21 protein-coding genes, 1 tRNA gene and 1 riboswitch are annotated in these 18889 nt (G+C 67.9%); of the genes, 8 read left to right on the top strand and 14 right to left on the bottom strand.

All coding sequences use genetic code 11. The features are described 5' to 3' along the window. Together HA630_RS09340 and ruvA are read right to left on the bottom strand one after the other, a co-directional pair. On the bottom strand, positions 1 to 449 hold a 449-nt coding region (locus HA630_RS09340; RefSeq protein WP_166834253.1), incomplete at its 3' end, for an AAA family ATPase. A 9-nt stretch (positions 450 to 458) separates the two neighbouring features. Next, on the bottom strand, positions 459 to 1034 hold the full coding sequence (gene ruvA, locus HA630_RS09335; RefSeq protein WP_166834251.1) for a Holliday junction branch migration protein RuvA: 576 nt from the start codon (positions 1032 to 1034) through the stop codon (positions 459 to 461). A 29-nt stretch (positions 1035 to 1063) separates the two neighbouring features. Between ruvA and HA630_RS09330 the strand changes: the two genes are divergently transcribed. Continuing rightward, the gene (locus tag HA630_RS09330) at positions 1064 to 2002 is read left to right on the top strand and encodes a PhoH family protein (protein ID WP_166834255.1); all 939 of its coding nucleotides are present in this window, start codon (positions 1064 to 1066) and stop codon (positions 2000 to 2002) included. A gap of 84 nt (positions 2003 to 2086) precedes the next feature. After that, entirely contained in the window at positions 2087 to 2539 is a 453-nt protein-coding gene (gene ybeY, locus HA630_RS09325) for an rRNA maturation RNase YbeY (RefSeq protein WP_166834241.1), read from the top strand. A 39-nt stretch (positions 2540 to 2578) separates the two neighbouring features. Here ybeY and dbpA read toward each other — a convergent pair whose 3' ends face one another. Genes dbpA through tyrS form a run of 5 tightly spaced genes read right to left on the bottom strand, consistent with a single transcriptional unit; the run spans position 2579 to position 7417 of the window. After that, positions 2579 to 3979 (bottom strand): ATP-dependent RNA helicase DbpA, encoded by a 1401-nt coding sequence (gene dbpA, locus HA630_RS09320; protein ID WP_166834200.1) that lies wholly within the window; start codon positions 3977 to 3979, stop codon positions 2579 to 2581. Positions 3980 to 3986: 7 nt separating this feature from the next. Continuing rightward, on the bottom strand, positions 3987 to 4772 hold the full coding sequence (locus tag HA630_RS09315; protein ID WP_208300045.1) for a hypothetical protein: 786 nt from the start codon (positions 4770 to 4772) through the stop codon (positions 3987 to 3989). A 19-nt stretch (positions 4773 to 4791) separates the two neighbouring features. Further along, entirely contained in the window at positions 4792 to 5235 is a 444-nt protein-coding gene (gene dtd, locus HA630_RS09310; protein WP_166834201.1) for a D-aminoacyl-tRNA deacylase, read from the bottom strand. After that, positions 5232 to 6152, bottom strand: a complete 921-nt coding sequence (locus HA630_RS09305; RefSeq protein WP_166834203.1) for a cation diffusion facilitator family transporter — start codon at positions 6150 to 6152, stop codon at positions 5232 to 5234. The genes dtd and HA630_RS09305 overlap by 4 nt, the downstream gene beginning before the upstream one ends. Positions 6153 to 6169: 17 nt before the next feature. After that, positions 6170 to 7417 (bottom strand): tyrosine--tRNA ligase, encoded by a 1248-nt coding sequence (gene tyrS / locus HA630_RS09300; RefSeq protein ID WP_166834205.1) that lies wholly within the window; start codon positions 7415 to 7417, stop codon positions 6170 to 6172. Positions 7418 to 7620: 203 nt separating this feature from the next. On the opposite strand from tyrS, the gene HA630_RS09295 reads away from it, so the two are divergent. Both HA630_RS09295 and HA630_RS09290 read left to right on the top strand, forming a co-directional pair. Further along, positions 7621 to 8952: a M23 family metallopeptidase gene (locus HA630_RS09295; protein ID WP_166834207.1), complete on the top strand. Its 1332-nt coding sequence runs from the start codon at positions 7621 to 7623 to the stop codon at positions 8950 to 8952. Positions 8953 to 8966: 14 nt separating this feature from the next. Then, positions 8967 to 10088: an anhydro-N-acetylmuramic acid kinase gene (locus HA630_RS09290; RefSeq protein ID WP_166834209.1), complete on the top strand. Its 1122-nt coding sequence runs from the start codon at positions 8967 to 8969 to the stop codon at positions 10086 to 10088. 32 nt (positions 10089 to 10120) lie between these two features. Here HA630_RS09290 and erpA read toward each other — a convergent pair whose 3' ends face one another. The 3 genes from erpA to rplM form a co-directional block, all read right to left on the bottom strand. Then, entirely contained in the window at positions 10121 to 10486 is a 366-nt protein-coding gene (erpA, locus tag HA630_RS09285; RefSeq protein ID WP_166834211.1) for an iron-sulfur cluster insertion protein ErpA, read from the bottom strand. Positions 10487 to 10699: 213 nt separating this feature from the next. Further along, entirely contained in the window at positions 10700 to 11092 is a 393-nt protein-coding gene (rpsI, locus tag HA630_RS09280; RefSeq protein WP_166834212.1) for a 30S ribosomal protein S9, read from the bottom strand. Positions 11093 to 11101: 9 nt separating this feature from the next. Continuing rightward, on the bottom strand, positions 11102 to 11536 hold the full coding sequence (gene rplM / locus HA630_RS09275; RefSeq protein WP_166834214.1) for a 50S ribosomal protein L13: 435 nt from the start codon (positions 11534 to 11536) through the stop codon (positions 11102 to 11104). 273 nt (positions 11537 to 11809) lie between these two features. On the opposite strand from rplM, the gene HA630_RS09270 reads away from it, so the two are divergent. Then, positions 11810 to 12982 (top strand): branched-chain amino acid ABC transporter substrate-binding protein, encoded by a 1173-nt coding sequence (locus HA630_RS09270; RefSeq protein WP_166834216.1) that lies wholly within the window; start codon positions 11810 to 11812, stop codon positions 12980 to 12982. Between the two features lie 59 nt (positions 12983 to 13041). Continuing rightward, positions 13042 to 13959, top strand: coding sequence for a 23S rRNA (adenine(2030)-N(6))-methyltransferase RlmJ (locus tag HA630_RS09265; RefSeq protein ID WP_166834218.1), 918 nt, complete (start codon positions 13042 to 13044; stop codon positions 13957 to 13959). Positions 13960 to 13971: 12 nt separating this feature from the next. On the opposite strand, the gene HA630_RS23580 is transcribed toward HA630_RS09265, so the two are convergent. From HA630_RS23580 to ahcY, 4 genes are all read right to left on the bottom strand, one after another. Next, positions 13972 to 14271: a septal ring lytic transglycosylase RlpA family protein gene (locus tag HA630_RS23580; RefSeq protein WP_243855420.1), complete on the bottom strand. Its 300-nt coding sequence runs from the start codon at positions 14269 to 14271 to the stop codon at positions 13972 to 13974. A 213-nt stretch (positions 14272 to 14484) separates the two neighbouring features. Continuing rightward, positions 14485 to 15315 (bottom strand): methylenetetrahydrofolate reductase [NAD(P)H], encoded by an 831-nt coding sequence (metF, locus tag HA630_RS09255; protein WP_166834220.1) that lies wholly within the window; start codon positions 15313 to 15315, stop codon positions 14485 to 14487. Next, positions 15300 to 16073, bottom strand: a complete 774-nt coding sequence (locus HA630_RS09250; RefSeq protein WP_166834222.1) for a TlyA family RNA methyltransferase — start codon at positions 16071 to 16073, stop codon at positions 15300 to 15302. The genes metF and HA630_RS09250 overlap by 16 nt, the downstream gene beginning before the upstream one ends. Positions 16074 to 16079: 6 nt before the next feature. After that, positions 16080 to 17516: an adenosylhomocysteinase gene (ahcY, locus tag HA630_RS09245; protein ID WP_166834224.1), complete on the bottom strand. Its 1437-nt coding sequence runs from the start codon at positions 17514 to 17516 to the stop codon at positions 16080 to 16082. 82 nt (positions 17517 to 17598) lie between these two features. Beyond that, positions 17599 to 17711: riboswitch (S-adenosyl-L-homocysteine riboswitch) on the bottom strand. 90 nt (positions 17712 to 17801) lie between these two features. On the opposite strand from ahcY, the gene HA630_RS09240 reads away from it, so the two are divergent. Together HA630_RS09240 and HA630_RS09235 are read left to right on the top strand one after the other, a co-directional pair. Beyond that, positions 17802 to 18785, top strand: coding sequence for a polyprenyl synthetase family protein (locus HA630_RS09240; protein ID WP_371809234.1), 984 nt, complete (start codon positions 17802 to 17804; stop codon positions 18783 to 18785). A gap of 8 nt (positions 18786 to 18793) precedes the next feature. Beyond that, positions 18794 to 18870 (top strand) — tRNA-Pro (locus tag HA630_RS09235). Positions 18871 to 18889 lie beyond the last annotated feature (19 nt).

Raw genomic sequence — 18889 nt, 5'->3', positions numbered from 1 at the left:
TCGCCGATCATGATGTCGATCTGGTAGTCCTCCAGCGCGGGGTAGAGGATTTCCTCCACCACGGGCGACAGCCGGTGGATCTCGTCGATGAACAGGACGTCGTTGGGCTCCAGATTGGTCAGCAGGGCGGCCAGGTCTTTGGGCTTTTCCAGCACCGGACCGCTGGTTTGGCGCAAATTGACGCCCAATTCGTGCGCGATGATGTGCGACAGCGTGGTTTTGCCCAAGCCCGGCGGGCCGAACAGCAGCACGTGGTCCAGCGCTTCCTGGCGCTTTTTGGCCGCGCCGATGAAGATTTCCAGTTGCTCGCGCACCTTGGCCTGGCCCACGTACTCGGTCAGGCCCTTGGGCCGCAGGGCGCGCTCCAGCGCCTCCTCGCGGCTGCTTTCGGGCACAGCGGACACCATGCGCTTGGGCGCGGGGGCAAAGTCGTCGGTTTCGATCGCCATGCCAGTCCCTTATTTGGCCAGCGCCTTCAGCGCCAGCTTGATGCCTTCGCTCACGCCCACCTCGGCCGGCAGCGCTTTCAACGCCGCCGCAGCCTCCTTGTCGTTATAGCCCAACGCCAGCAACGCCTGCTGGATGTCGTTGTGGGCATCGCTGTGCGCCGCGCCGCCCACCGGCCCCAGATCGGCGCCGATCTTGCCTTTGAGCTCCAGCAACAAGCGCTCGGCCGTCTTTTTGCCGATGCCCGGCACCTTCACCAGCCGCCCCACTTCCTGCGCGGTGATGGCCTGCGCCAAGTCCTGCACGCTCAGTCCGGACAACACGCTCAGCGCCATGCGCGGCCCCACGCCGGTGATCTTGATCAATTGCCGAAAGGCCTCACGTTCAGACGGCGTGGCAAAGCCGTAGAGGATCTGCGCGTCCTCGCGCACCACAAAATGCGTCAGCAGCGCCACCTTCTCGCCACTGGCCGGCAGGTTGTAAAAGGTGCTCATGGGCACATCCACCTCGTAGCCCACGCCGTGGCAGTCGATCAGGATTTGCGGGGGGTTCTTTTCCAGCAGCGTGCCGGTCAACTTGCCTATCATTGGAAGATTCCTTTTTTCGGATTATCGGTTTGATTCTTCGCCACACCTTCTCCCCGCCCGACAACGTGCGCATGGCGCACCTGTGCGGCCCCATGGACGCGCACATCCGCACCGTCGAGGCGGCGCTGCAGGTCAAGGTGGCGCACCGCTTCGAGCAATTTCGCGTCGAAGGCCCCAAGGCCAAGGCCGAACAGGCGATGGAGGTGCTGCAGGCGCTGTACGAGATGGCGCGCAGCCCCATCCCGCCCGAACAGGTGCAGTTGATGCTCAGCGGCGACACCGCCCTGCCCGACGCCGGCGTGGATGCGGTGGTGGTGCAGACCCGCCGCGGCGAGGTGCAGGGCCGCACCGCCAACCAGCAGCGCTACCTGGCCAACATGGCCACGCACGACATCACCTTCGGCATCGGGCCCGCAGGCACCGGCAAAACCTACCTGGCCGTGGCCTGTGCCGTGGACGCGCTGGAACGCAGTGCGGTGCAGCGCATCGTGCTCACCCGCCCGGCGGTGGAAGCTGGCGAACGCCTGGGCTTTTTGCCCGGCGACCTGGCGCAGAAGGTGGACCCCTACCTGCGCCCGCTGTACGACGCGCTGAACGACCTGATGGGCTACGAGAAAGTGCAAAAGGCCTTCGAGCGCCAGCAGATCGAGATCGCGCCGCTGGCCTTCATGCGCGGGCGCACGCTCAACCACGCCTTCGTCATCCTCGACGAAGCGCAGAACACCACGCCCGAGCAGATGAAGATGTTCCTCACCCGCGTCGGCTTCGGCAGCAAGGCGGTGGTCACCGGCGACATCAGCCAGATCGACCTGCCGCGCACGCAGCTCAGCGGCCTGATCGATGCCGAACGGGTGCTCAAACGCGTCAAGGGCATCGCCTTCAACCGCCTCACCAGCGCCGACGTGGTGCGCCACCCGCTGGTGGCTCGCATCGTGGACGCCTACGACAAAAACGGTCCGAAAGACTAGGGATGCGCAAGCCCCCACGCCCATTTCATTCGCTGCCCCCCAAGGGCGATTCAGCCTCCTTGAGGCGGCTCCACGGAAGCTGACATGGCCCTGCCCCCACTCACCCTGTCCCTGCAATTCGGCCGCTTCGACGGCGTGGCCGAGCACCGCGCCGCCCTGCCCCGCCACAAGGTGGAGCGCTGGCTGCGCCACGCGCTCGACGCCGACGGTGAAATCACCGTGCGCATCGTGGACGCCGAAGAAGGCCAGGCCCTGAACCGCGACTACCGCCAGAAGGACTACGCCACCAACGTGCTGACCTTCGACTACGCCACCGACCCGGTGGTGATGGCCGACCTGGTGCTGTGCGCGCCGGTGGTGGCCCGCGAAGCCGCCGAACAAGGCAAGACCCTGCAGCAACACTACGCCCACCTGCTGGTGCACGGCACGCTGCACGCCCAGGGCTGGGACCACGAAACCAGCGAGGCCGATGCGGAAGAAATGGAAGCCCGCGAAATCGAGATCCTGGCCGGGCTGGGGCTGCCCAACCCCTACTGAGCGCGGCAGCCGACACACCGGCTGCCGGCCCCGGTCAGCTCACAGCAGGCGCACCTTCACGCTGCGCCCCTTGATGCGGCCGGCCGACAGCCGGGCCTCGGCCTGCCGCGCAATGCCCCGCTCCACCGCCACGTAGGTGGAAAACTCGTTGACGTTGATCTTGCCGATCTGCTCCTTGGCGAAGCCAGCCTCGCCGGTCAGCGCGCCCAGCACGTCGCCGGCGCGGATTTTTTCCTTGCGCCCGCCCACGATCTGCAGCGTGGCCATGGGTGCGCGCAACGGTTCGCGGCTGGCGGCGGTCAGCTCGGCCAGCGGGGTCCAGCGGGTTTCGCGGCCCTGCAACTGCTCGATGCGGCCCACGCTGCCCATCTCGTCCAGGCTGGCCAGGGTCACGGCCAGGCCCTCGGCGTCGCCGCGCCCGGTGCGCCCGATGCGGTGCACGTGCACCTCGGGGTCGGGCGTCACGTCCACGTTGACCACGCAGCCCAGTTGCGCGATGTCGATGCCGCGCGCGGCCACGTCGGTGGCCACCAGCACCGAACAGCTGCGGTTGGCGAACTGCACCAGCACCTGGTCGCGCTCGCGCTGCTCCAGCTCGCCGTACAGCGCCAGCGCGCTGAAGCCCTGGGCCTGCAACACCGCCACCAGGTCGCGGCACTGCTGCTTGGTGTTGCAGAACGCCAGCGTCGATTCCGGCCGGAAGTGGTTGAGTACCTGCGACACCGCGTGCAGGCGCTCGCCCTCGCCCACCTCCACCCACACCTGGCGGATCTTGCCCGCGTCGTGTTGGGCCCGAACCTTCACCGTCTGCGGCTGGCGCATGAACTGCGCCGCCAACTGGGCAATGCCGTCGGGGTAGGTGGCGGAAAACAGCAGGGTCTGGCGCTGCGCCGGGCAGCGGCGCACCACTTTGGCGATGTCGTCGAAAAAGCCCATGTCCAGCATGCGGTCGGCCTCGTCCAGCACCAGGGTGCGCACCGCGTCCAGGCTCAGGCTGCCGCGCTCCAGGTGGTCCAGGATGCGCCCGGGCGTGCCCACCACCACGTGGGTGCCGTGTTCCAGGCTCAGGGTCTGGCCGCGCAGGGCCACGCCGCCGCACAGCGTGACCACCTTGAGGTTGCCCACCGCCCGCGCCAGTTTGCGGATCTCGGCGGTCACCTGGTCGGCCAGTTCGCGCGTGGGGCACAGCACCAGCGCCTGCGCCTGCCACTGGGCCGGGTCCAGCTTTTCGACCAAGGGCAGGCCAAAGGCCACGGTTTTGCCGCTGCCGGTGCTGGCCTGGGCGATCAGGTCCTGCCCGGCCAAGGCCAAAGGCAGGCTGGCCGCCTGGATGGCGGTCATGGCGGTGTAGCCCAGTTGGGTCAGGTTGTCGAGCGTGGCCGGTGTTAGGGGCAGCGCGGTGAAGGCGGCCCCGGCCGCGGCTTGTGCAGATGCGTTCATCGGGCGATTATCCGCCCGATGCCTCCGGTGCCCGCTGGGCGTAGGCGCGGATGGCGGGCAGGGATTGCAGGTAGTGGTAGGCGGTCTGCGCCTCGGGGTAGCGGTGTTCGGCGCCCACGGGGCAGGCGTTGCGCGCCAGGCAACGGTCCTGACAGCCCGAGTCCGCTTGCAAGCGGTGGCTCAGGCAGGCCTGCAAGCGCCACGGGCCGGTGGCCTCGCTGGCCAGGGCACCAGCCGGGCAGGCGCGCACACAGGGCTGGTCGACACAAGCCAAGCAAGGCGACTCCAGCTCCCGTTTCGGCGTCAGCGGAAAGGCCGTGTCGGTCAGCAGCACCGCGCGGTAGGCGAACCAGCTGCCCCACTCGGCGTCCACCCCCACCCAGAAGGGCGACGGCCGGTGCCAGCCGGCCAGGGCACCCAAGGCCTGCAGCCCCACCGGGTGCGGGCCGGGAAAGACCTGGCGCCAGGCGTGACCGGCCAGCGTGCCGTCCATCCAGGCCTTCACACACTCGCCCACGAAGGTGTCCACCGGGTCGCTGCCGTGCAGGCCGCGGCGTTGCAAAGCGGCCCAAAAATCGCGCCCGCGGTGACCGATCAGGATGAGCTGGGTGAAGCGCCCACGCTCGGCCTCGTTCAGGCCCAGGGTGGCCTGCACGCTGGCGGGCAAACGGTGCAGGTCGAACACCGCGTGCAGGTGCAGGCCCTGGGCAGACAAGGGGGCAAACACATCGGCAATCCCGGCCTGTGGCACCGTGGTCGATGCGCCGATATCGGCGGCAGAGGGGGCGTGCATGGTGGGGATGGGTTGGCGCTCAGGCGCCCATTTGCAGGGGGATCGTCACCGGCCCGTCGTTGACCAGATGCACCTGCATGTCGGCCGCGAACCGGCCGGTCTGCACCAGCGGGTGCACCGCCCGCGCCTGGGCCACAAAGTGTTCGTACAGCCGGCGCCCTTCGTCGGGCGCAGCCGCGCCAGTGAAACTGGGCCGGTTGCCCCCGGTCACGTCGGCGGCCAGGGTGAACTGGCTCACCACCAGCAGCCCCCCGCCCACGTCCTGCACGCTGCGGTTCATCTTGCCGGCCTCGTCGCTGAAGATGCGCAGCTTGAGGAGCTTCGCCAGCAGCTTGTCGGCCACCGCGTCGCTGTCGCCGCGCTCGGCGCACAGCAGCACCAGCAGGCCAGGGCCGATCTGCCCCACCACCGCGCCGTCCACCACCACCCGCGCTTCGCGCACGCGCTGCAACACGGCTTTCATGGCGGGCCCTCCTGGCCGTGGAAATGGGCCTCCACCCCGTCGGGCAGCAGCTCAATGGTGGCACGCAGCCCCTCCACCGCCTGCATCAGGGCGCGCTCCACCTCGCCACGCAGCTCGGCGGCGTGCGCCAGCGTCCAGTCCGGGGGCAGGTGCATGTGCACGTCCAGGTAGCAGCGCTGGGCGGCCTGGCGGGTGTGCAGGTGGTCGAAGCGCACCGAGCCGTCGGGGCGCGCGAAGCGGTCCAGCACCGCCTGCAGCCGCGCCAGTTGTTCGGGGGGCACAGCCTCGTCCATCAGGCCCTGCGCCGAGCGCCAGATCAGGTGCACCCCTTCTTTCAGGATGTTCAGGGCCACACCGATGGCGACTGCGGCGTCCAGCCACAACCACCCGGTCAGCACGGCCAGGCCCAGGCCCAGCACCACGCCGGCCGAGGTCCAGACATCCGTCACCAGGTGGCGGGCATCGGCCTCCAGGGCGATGGAGCGGTGGACGCGGGCGGCCTGGAACATGACCCACGCCAGCAAACCGTTGAGGGCCGAACTGGCCACGGACAAGGCCAGGCCCCAGTCCATCTGCTGCAGCGGTTGCGGGGCCAGCAAGCGGCCCGATGCCGCCCACACGATGCCCAGCGCTGCGGCAATGATCAGGATGCCCTCGAACCCCGACGAAAAATACTCGGCCTTGTGGTGGCCGTAGGGGTGGTCGTCGTCGGCCGGGCGGGCCGCCACGGTCACCATCACCAGACCGAACACCGCACTGGCCAGGTTGACCAGCGACTCCATCGCGTCCGACAACAAACCGACCGAACCGGTCAGGTGCCAGGCCAGGGTTTTGAGGGCGATGGTGAGCAACGCCACCCCCACCGAAGCGATCAGGAGCCGCTGGGGCGTGAGGTGCTGCAGCGCGTTCGGTGGCATGGGGCGGGTCTGGGGCCTCAGGCCAGCGTGACGCGCGCGAACTTGCGTTTGCCCACCTGCACCACATAGGTGCCGGCGTCCAGCTTCAGGCCACGGTCACTCACCACGCCACCGTCCACGCGCACGCCGCCGCCGTCGATCAGGCGGTTGGCCTCGCTGGTGGACGGTGCCAGGTTGGCCTGCTTGAGCAAGGCCCCGATGCCCAGCGGTGCGCCGCTCAGGCTCACCTCGGGGATCTCGTCGGGCACGCCGCCCTTGCTGCGGTTGATGAAGTCCTGCTCGGCCGCATCGGCCGCCGCCGCGCTGTGGAAGCGCGCCGTGATCTCCTTGGCCAGCGCCACCTTGGCGTCCTTGGGGTTGGCGCCCTGGGCAATCGCCTGCTTCAAGGCGTCGATCTCGGCCAGCGACTGGAAGCTCAGCAGCGTGTACCAGTCCCACATCAGCGTGTCGCTGATCGACAGCACCTTGGCGAACATGGTGTTCGCGTCCTCGGTGATGCCGATGTAGTTGTTCTTGGACTTGGACATCTTGTCCACGCCGTCCAGCCCCACCAGCAGCGGCATGGTCAGGATGCACTGCGGCTCCTGGCCGTACTCGGCCTGCAGGTGACGACCCATCAGCAGGTTGAACTTCTGGTCGGTGCCGCCCAACTCCAGGTCGGCCTTCAGCGCCACCGAGTCGTAGCCCTGCATCAGCGGGTACAGGAACTCGTGCACGCTGATCGAGGTGCCGGCGGTGAAACGCTGGTGGAAGTCGTTGCGCTCCATCATGCGCGCCACCGTGTACTTGGCCGCCAGCTGGATCATGCCCATGCTGCCCAGTGGCAGGCACCACTCGCTGTTGTAGCGGATCTCGGTCTTGGCCGGGTCCAGCACCAGGCTGGCCTGCTTGTAGTAGGTCTCGGCGTTGGCCTTGATCTGCTCAGGCGTCAGCGGTGGGCGGGTGCTGTTGCGGCCCGACGGGTCGCCGATCAGGCTGGTGAAGTCGCCAATCAGAAAGATGACCTGGTGCCCCAGGTCCTGCAGCTGGCGCATCTTGTTGAGCACCACCGTGTGGCCGATGTGGATGTCGGGCGCGGTCGGGTCCAGCCCCAGCTTGATGCGCAAAGGTTGGCCGCTGGCCTCGCTTTTTTGCAGCTTCTTGACCCAATCGGCCTCGGGGATCAGCTCCTCGCAACCGCGCCGGGTCACGGCCAGGGCGTGTTGCACCGCTTCGGACAGCGGCACGGTGGACGGAGCGGGTTCGGCGGCTTGGTGATCGTTCATAAGGGTTATTCCAGATGCGTCAAGGGGCGCAGCCGGTACAATACTTGTTGGTTTAGACGTGGATTCTAGTTGGCCTGCTTCTTGCTGCCACAGCCCCTGTCAACACAACGGCCGGCTTCCCGCCGTTGCCCCACCGAATGTAACCCCTTGCCGGTGCCCGCGCTGCCCCAGCGTGTCGCCGGCCTTTTGTGCCCGACACCTGCATGAACGAATTGGCCCAACGCATCAAGCTCGCACTGCAGCGCCACCCCAAGCGCTTCATGGGTGGCCTCGGCGCTTTGCTGCTGGGCACGGGTGTCACCGCCTTTGGCATTGCACCGATCGACGACAACCTGGACCTGCTGCCCGTGCGGCAGCTGGTGGAGCCGGTGCAGCCGGCGGCCCTGGTGCCTCAGGACGCCTTGTCCGCCCCGGTGCCTTTCGTCCTGTTCCGCAGCGACGTCACCCGCCGCGACGACAGCGCCGTCAGCCTGCTGCAGCGCCTGGGCGTGAGCGACGCCGAATCCAGCGCCTTCCTGCGGCGCGACGCCGCTGCGCAAGCCCTGTTCCAGGGCCCGGCCGGCAAACTGGTCATGGCCGAAACCGACGAGGCCCAGCGCCTGGTCCGCCTGACGGCACGCTGGCTGCCCAGCGACAACAGCGACACCTACCGCCGTCTGGTGGTGGAGCGCACCGTTGCGGGGCTGGTCGCCCGCGTCGAAGCGGCCGAATTCACCACGGCGGTGCGCCTGAGCAGCGGCACCATCCGCAGCTCGCTGTTTGCCGCCACCGACGCGGCCCGCCTGCCCGACGGCGTGGCCACGCAACTGGCCGACCTGTTCTCGGGCGAGATCGATTTCCGCCGCGACCTGCGCGCCGGTGACACCTTCAGCGTGGTGTACGAGGCCCTGGAAGCCGACGGCGAGGTGCTGAAGTACGGCCGCCTGCTCAGCGCCGAATTCGTCAACCAAGGCAAATCCCACCAGATGCTGTGGTTCGAAGAGCCCGGTCAGAAGGGTGCCTACTACACCTTTGAAGGCCAGAGCCTGCGCCGCGCCTTCCTCGCTTCGCCACTGGCTTTCTCGCGCGTCAGCAGCGGCTACGGCATGCGCTTCCACCCGATTTCGGGTGGACGCAAGGCCCACTTGGGGGTCGACTACGCCGCCCCCACCGGCACCCCGGTGCGCACCGTGGCCGACGGCGTGGTCGAATTCGCCGGCTGGCAGCGCGGCTACGGCAACGTGGTTTACATCCAGCACCGCCAGAACAAGACCACCGTGTATGCCCACCTGCACCGCATCGACGTGCGCAAGGGCCAGAAGGTCAGCCAGAGCGATCTGATCGGTCTGGTCGGCTCCACCGGCGCCTCCACCGGCCCCCACCTGCACTTCGAGTTCAAGGTCGGTGGCCAGCACCAGGACCCGCTGAACATCGCGCGCAGCAGCGAAGGCCAGCCCATCGCGGCCGGTTCGCGCAAGGCCTTTGCCGAAGTCGCGGGCGCGATGCGCCTGAAACTCGCGTCGGCGGCCACCGTGGTCCAGGCCAGCGCCGACTGACCCCCTCCGCGCCCATGCGCGAGCACTGCATCGGCCTGATGTCGGGCACCTCGCTCGACGGGGTGGATGGCGTGCTGATGGCCTTCGAGGCCGATCGCGCCCAGCCACTGGTCGCGGCCCATGCCCCCATGCCGCCCGAGCTGCGCGCCGCCTTTCTGGCGCTGAACCAGAGCGGACCCGATGAGCTGCACCGTGGCCAGGTGGCCGCGCACCAACTCGTGCACTTGTACGCGGGCGTGGTCCACGACCTGCTGACACGCAGCGGCCTGTCCAGGCGCGACGTGCGCGCCATCGGCGCCCACGGCCAGACGGTGCGGCATGCACCGCCGGGGCCCCAGCAAACCACGCCCTACACCCTGCAACTCAACCAGCCCGCGCTGTTGGCCGAACTCACCGGCATCGCCGTGGTGGCGGACTTTCGCAGCCGCGACCTCGCGGCCGGCGGCCAAGGGGCGCCGCTCGTGCCCGCTTTCCACCGCGAAGTGTTCGGCCGCGCCGGCACCTCGGTCGCGGTGGCCAACATCGGCGGCGTGGCCAACCTCACCGCCCTGCCGGCCGACGGTCGGGTGCTGGGCCTGGACACCGGCCCGGGCAACGCCTTGATGGACGAATGGTGCCAGCGCCACACCGGCCAGTGGTACGACGACGCGGGCCGCTGGGCGGACAGCGGTCAGGTCCACCGCGGACTGCTGAAAAGCCTGCTGGACGAGCCGTATTTCCAGGCCCGAGGCCGCAAAAGCACGGGCCGCGACCTGTTCAACACCGCGTGGCTGGAACAGCACCTGGCGCAGCACCCGCCGCTGCCGGCGGCCGACGTGCAAGCCACCCTGCTGGAACTGACCGCCCACAGCCTGGTCATGGGCATGGAAGGGCTGGATTGGGGCCCCACACCGCCCGAGACGCTGCTGGTTTGCGGAGGGGGGGCCCGAAACACGGTACTGATGCAACGCCTGGCGCAACACCTGCCGGGCTTACGGGTGTCCCGTACCGATGCCGTGGGCTGGCCCGTGGACCAGGTAGAGGCCGCGGCGTTTGCTTGGCTGGCCCACCGCTGCCTGCAGGGCCTGCCGGGCAACGAGCCGCAGGTCACCGGCGCCGCCGGCCCCCGGGTGCTGGGGGCGGTGTACCCAGCCTGACGCAAAACCGCCGACCGGGTCGCCTCAGGGCGTCAGACGCTGAAGCTGGAACCGCAGCCGCAGGTGGTGGTGGCGTTCGGGTTCTTGATCACGAATTGCGCACCCTGCAGGTCTTCCTTGTAGTCGATCTCGGCGCCCACCAGGTACTGGTAGCTCATCGCGTCGATCAACAGCGACACGCCGTTTTTGCTCATCTCGGTGTCGTCCTCGTTCACCACCTCGTCGAAGGTGAAGCCGTACTGGAAGCCCGAGCAACCGCCGCCCTGCACGAAGACGCGCAGCTTGAGGTCGGGGTTGCCTTCCTCGGCAATCAGGTCGGCCACCTTGGCCGCGGCGCTGTCGGTGAAGACCAGCGGAGCAGGCATTTCGGTGTCGACGTGTTCGGCAAGAGCGCTCATGGTGCAAATTCCACTCAGATACAGATGGGCCAAATACTATAGCAAAAGGGTCAGGCATTGAAGCCGGCGGCCATTCCCAGCACCCCCGTCAGGGTTTTTGGGGCGCCCGCTGGCGGCCTGGCCACAAAAAAGCCGCCCTGGCACGAACCAGCGCGGCTTTTGAACCACCCACCACGGGGCACAGGCCCTGTGGCGGGCGCAGGTCCCGGCGAATCAACGCTTGGAGAACTGCTTGCGGCGGCGTGCGGAACGCAGACCGACCTTTTTACGTTCGACTTCGCGGGCGTCGCGGGTCACGTAACCGGCGGCGCTCAGGGCGGGCTTGAGGGCCGCGTCGTAGTCGATCAGGGCGCGGGTGATGCCGTGACGCACCGCACCGGCCTGGCCGGATTCGCCACCACCGTGGACGTTGACCTGGATGTCGAAGGACTCGACGTTCTCGGTCAGCACCAGCGGCTGTTTGGCAATCATGATCGAGGTCTGACGGCCGAAGAACTGCTCGATGTCCTTGCCGTTCACCGTGATCTTGCCGGAGCCTTTTTTCAGAAACACGCGGGCGACGCTGGATTTGCGACGGCCGGTGCCATTGTTCCAATCACCAATCATGGCGGCTCCTTAGATGTCCAACACTTGGGGTTGCTGGGCAGTGTGCGGGTGCTCAGCACCGCCGTACACCTTGAGCTTCTTGATCATGGCGTAGCCCAGGGGACCCTTGGGCAGCATGCCTTTGACGGCCTTTTCCAGCGCGCGGCCGGGGTGCTTGGCCTGCAGGTCGCGGAAGTTGGTGCCGTAGATACCGCCGGGGAAGCCCGAGTGACGGTAGTACATCTTGTCCAGGGCCTTGGTGCCCGTGACTTTCAGTTTGGCTGCGTTGACGATGACGATGAAGTCGCCGGTGTCGACGTGAGGGGTGTAAATGGCCTTGTGCTTGCCGCGCAGACGGCGTGCCACTTCGCTGGCGACACGTCCGAGCACCTTATCGGTGGCGTCAATCACAAACCACTCATGCACCACCTCAGCGGGCTTGGCGCTGACGGTTGCTTTTTGCATGGTTTTTCTCTCTGAGAAAAGGTTTGGCGGGCCCTTTTCCACGGTCGGTGTTGCTCTGTTGGCAACCTCTTAGGTGGGGTTTGGCCCGTACAGGCCACTTCGCCGCGGAGCCCAAAAATCGCTGCGAAGCCTTCCATTATAAGACACCGTGAAGCGGTGCGCAAACCTCTGATGAACCGCCCGGTTTCGGTGCATCTGCCTACAATCCGGGTTTTCCCGAAATGCACCAGGTTGGACACCGCGGTGCGCCTTCACACGATCCCCCCACGCCCCATGTACCACCAACTCGCCTACATCGCCCTGGCCGCCGCCCTGTCGGTCGCCGCCTGCAGCAAAACCGAAGACACCGCCGCGCCGGCCAACCCCGGCGGCACCGCCCTGGTGGTGAAAATCGGCCACGTGGGCGCCACCAGCGGCGCGGTGGCGCACCTGGGTAAAGACAACGAAAACGGCGCGCGCATGGCGATCGAGGAACTGAACGCCGCCGGCGTGAAGATCGGCGAGCAGACCGCGCGCTTTGAACTGGTGGCCGAAGACGACGCCGCCGACCCCAAGCAAGGCACCGCGGCCGCCCAGAAACTGGCCGACGCCCAGGTGAACGGCGTGGTCGGCCACCTGACCTCGGGCACCACCCTGCCGGCCTCGCAGATTTACAACAGCGCGGGCATCCCGCAGATCACCCCCTCGTCCACCAACCCCAAGCTGACGCGCCAGGGCTACGCCGGCGCCTTCCGCCTGGTGGCCGACGACGTGCAGCAAGGCAGCGCCATGGGCCGCTACACGGTCGAGTCGCTGCAAGCCAAGACCGTGGCGGTCATCGACGACCGCACCGCCTACGGCCAGGGCCTGGCCGACGAGTTCGAAAAGGCCGCCACGGCGGCGGGCGCCCAGGTGGTGGCGCGCGAGTTCACCAATGACAAGGCGACCGACTTCAACGCCATCCTGACCAGCATCAAGGCCAAAAAGCCGGACGCCATCTTCTTCGGCGGCATGGACGCGGTGGGCGGCCCGATGCTGCGCCAGATGCGCCAGCTGGGCATGCCGGCCAAGCTGGTGGGCGGCGACGGCCTGTGCACCGGCGAAATGATCCAGCTCGCGGCCGAGGCCCTGGGCGACGGCCAGGTGTACTGCGTCGAAGCCGGCGGCGTGGACGGCGACGAAGTGGCCCTGTCCGAGAAGTTCCGTGCCGACTACAAGGCCAAGTACAACCTGGAGGTGCAAGCCTACGCCCCCTACGCCTACGACGGCGTGAAGCTGCTGGCCCAGGCCATGGAAACCGCCGGATCGGCCGACCCGGCGCAATACCTGCCGGCGCTCAAGGCCATCCAGTACCAGGGCGCTTCCGGCAAGATCGCTTTCGACGCACAGGGCAACCGCCAGAACGCCGCCCTGACGCTGTACACCTTCAAGGCGGGACAGCGCGAACGCCTGGCCGTGATCCGCTGACCCAGAACCGGCCCGGGCGCTGCCCCGGGCCGTTGGGGTCATGGGGTACCATCCGCCCCATGTTCAGTTACCGTCACGCCTTCCACGCGGGCAACCACGCCGATGTGCTCAAGCACATGACGCAGGTGGCCCTGTTGCATTACCTCGGCCAGAAAGACACCGGCCTGACCGTGGTGGACACCCACGCCGGGGCCGGCGTGTACCGGCTGGACCAGGACCATGCCCGCACCTCCGGCGAATCGGACGCGGGCGTGTTCCGCCTGCAGGCCGCCGCGCGGCAGGCCCAAGCCCAGGGCGAAGGTGTGCCCGAGATGGCCCAGGCCTACCTGGCGCAGGTGCAGGCCTTCAACCCCGGCGCCCAGTGGCGCACCTACCCCGGCTCGCCCTGGATCAGCCAGGCGCTGCTGCGTCCGCAAGACAAACTCAAGCTGTTCGAGGTGCACCCCACCGACGCCAAGCTGCTCGACAAGCAGGTGGCCGAACTGGGCCGGGGCAAGCAGATCGAGGTGCTGCGGCGCAGCGGCTTCGAGGGCCTCAAAGGCCTGCTGCCGCCACCCACCCGGCGCGGCCTGGTGCTGATGGACCCGAGCTACGAACTCAAGACCGACTACCAGGCCGTGGTCGATTGCCTGGAGGACGCGCTCAAGCGCTTCCCCACCGGCACCTACGCGGTGTGGTACCCGGTCATCGCCCGGCCCGAGGCGCACGCCCTGGCGCGCAAGCTCAAGAGTTTGTCCACCCGCGCGGGCCGCGCCTGGGCCCAGGCGGAACTCAACGTGGGCCTGACGCCCACCGAGGGCACCAGCACCCAAGTGGCCCAAGGGCGTTCACACACCGCCATGCGCGCCAGCGGGATGCACGTCATCAACCCACCCTTCACCCTGGCCGCGCAATGGCGCGAGACCCTGCCCTGGGTCACCCAGGCCCTGAAAGAAGCGACCGGTTCCGGCTGGACCGTGGAACACGGCCAACCCTGAGCCCGGCCGCCCTCACGGCGGGTGGGCCGGCAGCGCCCACAGCTGCACCTCGGACACCCCGTGGCGCTGGATGCCCAGCGCCACCGCCGCGGCGTGGCTCAGGTCGACGATGCGGCGGGCCAGGTGCGGGCCTCGGTCGGTGACGCGCACCACCACCTCGCGCCCCGTGCGCAAACTGCGCACCACAATTTCGGTGCCGAAGGGCAAGGTGGGGTGGGCGGCGGTCAGGGCGTGCCGGTTGTAGCGCTCACCGCTGGCCGTGCGCCGGCCGTGGAAGCGCTGGTGGTAAAACGAGGCCAGCCCTTGCTGCAAGGGCTGGGGCGCCGGCTGCGGGCCGGCCTCAGCCTCAGCCTCAGCCTCAGGCAGAGCTTCAACGCCGACATCAACGTCTGCCACCGCGGCTTCGAGGCCCGGCGCCAGGACCAGGGCCGTGGCCTCGGGCAGGGCTTGAGCGGCTGCCGCCGCGGCCAGCCAACACACCCACCCCAGGGCCAGCCCAGACCCCACGCGGCCCATCCGCACGCTTCAGCCCAGGCCCAGGCGGTCGCAAATCGCCAGCGTGGCTTCGCTCTGGTTCATGGTGTAGAAGTGCAGGCCGGGCACGCCCGCGGTGCGCAGTTGGTCGCACAGGTCGGTCACCACGTCCAGGCCAAACGCCTTGATCGATTCGACGTCGTCGCCATACGCCTGCAGGCGCAGGCGGATCCAGCGCGGCACCTCGGCGCCGCAGCTGTCGGCGAAGCGCAGGATGCCGCTGGCGTTGATGATGGGCATGATGCCCGGCACCACCGGGATGTCGGCGCCCTTGGCGTAGGCGTCGTCCACAAAGCGGAAGTAGGCGTCGGTGTTGAAGAAGAACTGGGTGATGGCCGAGTTGGCCCCGGCGCGCACCTTGGCCACGTAGGCGTCCACGTCGGCCTCGGGCGACTTGGCCTGCGGGTGCATTTCGGGGTAGGCGGCCACCTCCAGGTGGAAGTGGTCGCCGGTTTCGGCGCGGATGAACTGGACCAGATCGGCGGCGTACCGGAACTCGCCCATGGCACCGTAACCGCTGGGCAGATCGCCGCGCAAGGCGACCAGGCGGCGCAGCCCCATGCGCTGGAACAAGGCCAGCTTTTCGCGCACCGACTCGCGGGTGGCACCGACGCAGGTGAAATGCGACGCGCCGCTCTGGCCTTCGTCCAGAATCGCCTGCACGGTTTGCAAGGTGCCGTCTTGGGTGGAGCCGCCCGCGCCGTAGGTCACCGAACAGAATTCGGGCCGCTTGGCGTACAGCTTCTCGCGCACGGCGCGCAACTTGGTCGCGCCTTCCGCCGTCTTGGGCGGAAAAAACTCAAAACTCAGGGGCAAGCCCATACGAAAAACTCCCGGTTGCCATCACCGCCGGTGATGGCGCTTTCAAAATAGGCCCGCAGGGTGAGGCCGTTCGCGGCGCAGGCTTGCGCCATGCGCGCCTGCACCTGCGCGTAGCGGCTCGCGTCCTTGACCAGACCGCCTTTGCCAATGTCCTGCGGCTGCAGCTCGAACTGGGGCTTGACCAGCATCAGCAGGCCGTTCCCCCCGGGTCGCAGCAGCGGCACCAGTGCCGGCCACACCAGCGTTTGCGAGATGAAGGAGAGGTCCCCCACCACCAGGTCGAACGGCCCGGTGGCCTGGGCCCCGGCGGCGGCCTGCAGGCGCGCGGCCGACAGTTCGCGGGCGTTGCATTTCTCCACCGCCGTCACGCGCGCGTCCTGGCGCAGGCGGGGGTGCAACTGTCCCTGGCCCACGTCCACGCCCACCACCTGGGCGGCGCCGTGTTGCAGCAAACAATCGGTGAAACCGCCGGTGCTTTGGCCCACGTCCAGGCACACCGCCCCATGCACCGGCACCCCGGTGTGGCGCAGGGCGCCCTCGAGCTTCAGGCCCCCGCGCGACACATAGCGCGACTCGGCGGCATCGGTCAGGGCCAGCTCGGCATGGGCCGGCACCGCCTCGCCGCTCTTGGCCACGGGGCGCCAAGCGCCTTCACCCGCGGCGGGCAGTCGCCAGCGCACCCCCGCGGCGATCAACCGCTGGGCCTGCGAGCGCGACGCGGCCAGGCCCCGTTCGACGAGCAACTGGTCCGCGCGCATGGCCGGTCAGTAGCGGTAGGTGTCGGGCTTGTACGGGCCCTGCTTGGGCACGCCGATGTAGGCGGCCTGCTCGTCGCTCAACTCGGTCAGCATGGCGCCGACCTTCTTCAGGTGCAGGCGCGCGACCTTCTCGTCCAGGTGCTTGGGCAGCACATAGACCTTGCCCACGTCGTAGCCTTCGGGGTGGCAGAACAGCTCGATCTGGGCGATGGTCTGGTTGGCGAAGGAGCTGGACATCACGAAGCTGGGGTGGCCGGTGCCGCAACCCAGGTTCACCAGGCGGCCTTTGGCCAGCAGGATGATGCGCTTGCCGTCCGGGAAGATCACGTGGTCCACCTGGGGCTTGACCTCTTCCCACTGGCACTTCTCTTCGAGCTTGGCCACCTGGATCTCGTTGTCGAAGTGGCCGATGTTGCAGACAATGGCCTGGTCTTTCATGGCGGCCATGTGCTCGTAGGTGATGACGTCGCGGTTGCCGGTGGTGGTCACGAAAATGTCGGCCTTGTCGGCGGCCCACTCCATGGTCACGACCTTGTAGCCTTCCATCGCGGCCTGGAGGGCGTTGATGGGGTCGATCTCGGTCACCCACACTTGGGCGCTCAGGGCACGCAGGGCTTGGGCACTGCCCTTGCCCACGTCGCCGTAACCGGCGACCACGGCCACCTTGCCGGCGATCATCACGTCGGTGGCGCGCTTGATGCCGTCCACCAGCGACTCGCGGCAGCCGTACAGGTTGTCGAACTTGGACTTGGTGACCGAGTCGTTGACGTTGATGGCGCGGAACATCAGCGTGCCCTTGGCCGACATTTCCTTCAGGCGGTGCACGCCGGTGGTGGTCTCTTCGGTCACGCCGATGATCTGGGCGCTCTTGCGGCTGTACCAGGTGCTGTCCTCGGCCAGCTTGGCTTTGATGGCCGCAAACAAGATGCGCTCTTCATCGCTGCCGGGGTTGGCCAGCACGCTCTGGTCTTTTTCGGCCTGCTTGCCCAGGTGCATCAGCAGCGTTGCGTCGCCGCCGTCGTCCAGAATCATGTTGGGGCCTTCGCCCTCGGTGCCCTTGGCGCCGAAGTCGAAGATGCGGTGGGTGTAGTCCCAGTAGTCGACCAGGGTTTCGCCCTTGACGGCGAACACCGGCGTGCCGTTGGCGGCGATGGCGGCGGCGGCGTGGTCCTGGGTGGAGAAGATGTTGCACGAGGCCCAGCGGACTTGCGCGCCCAAGGCCTGCAGGGTCTCGATCAGCACCGCCGTCTGGATGGTCATGTGCAGCGAACCGGTGATGCGCGCGCCCTTCAGGGGCTGCTTGGCCGCGAATTCCTCGCGAATGGCCATCAGACCGGGCATTTCGGTTTCGGCGATGCGGATTTCCTTGCGGCCCCACTCGGCCAGACCGATGTCGGTGATGGCGCAGTCGGCGTTCACGGGGTGTTTCAGGGATGCGTTCATGGTGGCTCCAAAGCACAGCTTCGCGGACGAAGCGTCGTCAAAAAACCACTGACTCGGAGAAAAAGGAACTCACCGCACGGCCAGTGGGTGAGCGTCGTTGCGGATGGAGGCCAAGCGCGGCTTGACCGACTGCCGAGCCTCGCGTCCCGTGGGCCGGATCACCCGGGTGTGGACGCTGCAACGCTCCTCGGCAGACCTGTATTATAGAGAGAGGTACGGCAGCTTGCCAAGCGAGCGCCGGGGAGTGCCTCTCTATAATCGCCCAAACCCCAGCCGGACCCCGCCTTGAGCCAGCCCACGCCCACCCCTCCCAACGCCCTGTCCCTCGTGGCCGCCGACATGCGGGCCGTGGACGCGGTGATCCAGCAGAGCCTGAGCAGCGACGTGCCGCTGGTGGGCCAGGTGGCCGAATACATCATCGGTGCCGGCGGCAAGCGGGTGCGCCCCGCCCTGCTGCTGCTGCTGTGCGGCGCACTGGGTTGCACCGACCCGCGCCGGCACAGCCTGGCCGCGGTGGTGGAATTCATCCACACCGCCACCCTGCTGCACGACGATGTGGTGGACGAATCCACCCTGCGCCGCGGCCGCGACACCGCCAACCAGGTGTTCGGCAACGCCGCCAGCGTGCTGGTGGGCGACTTCCTCTACTCCCGCGCCTTCCAGATGATGGTGGACGCGGGCAACATGCGCATCATGCAGGTGCTGGCCGACGCGACCAACGTGATCGCCGAGGGCGAGGTGCTGCAGCTGATGAACATGCACGACGCCTCGCTGGACGAGCAGGCCTACCTGCGCGTGATCCGTGCCAAGACGGCCAAGCTGTTCGAGGCCAGCGCCCGCCTGGCCGCCATCCTGGCGGGTGCCGACGCCGGGCTGGAAGCCCGTTGCGCCGACTACGGCCAGGCCCTGGGCGCCGCCTTCCAGGTGGTGGACGACGTGCTGGACTACGAGGGCAACGCCGCCGAGCTGGGCAAGAACCTGGGCGACGACCTGCGCGAAGGCAAGGTGACCCTGCCCATCATCTGCACCCTGCGCCGCTGCGACCCGGCCGACGCGGCGATGATCCGCGCGGCCATCGAGCAGGGCGACACCGCGCAACTGGACGAGATTTTGCGCGTCGTCAAGGACAGCGGCGGCCTGGAAGACGCGCGCCGGGCGGCCATGGCCGAGGCGCAACGTGCGATCGACGCGGCACGTGCACTGCCCGCGAATTTTTACGCCGAAGGTTTGGTACAATTGGCGGCTGTTCTGTTGGAGCGACGCTCCTGAGAACCCATCGGGGTGTAGCTTAGCCTGGTAGAGCGCTACGTTCGGGACGTAGAGGCCGGAGGTTCGAATCCTCTCACCCCGACCAGGAATTCTTTGACACATCG

This window comes from Aquabacterium sp. A08 (assembly GCF_011742065.1).
This window is presented reverse-complemented; position numbering and strand designations above follow the sequence as displayed.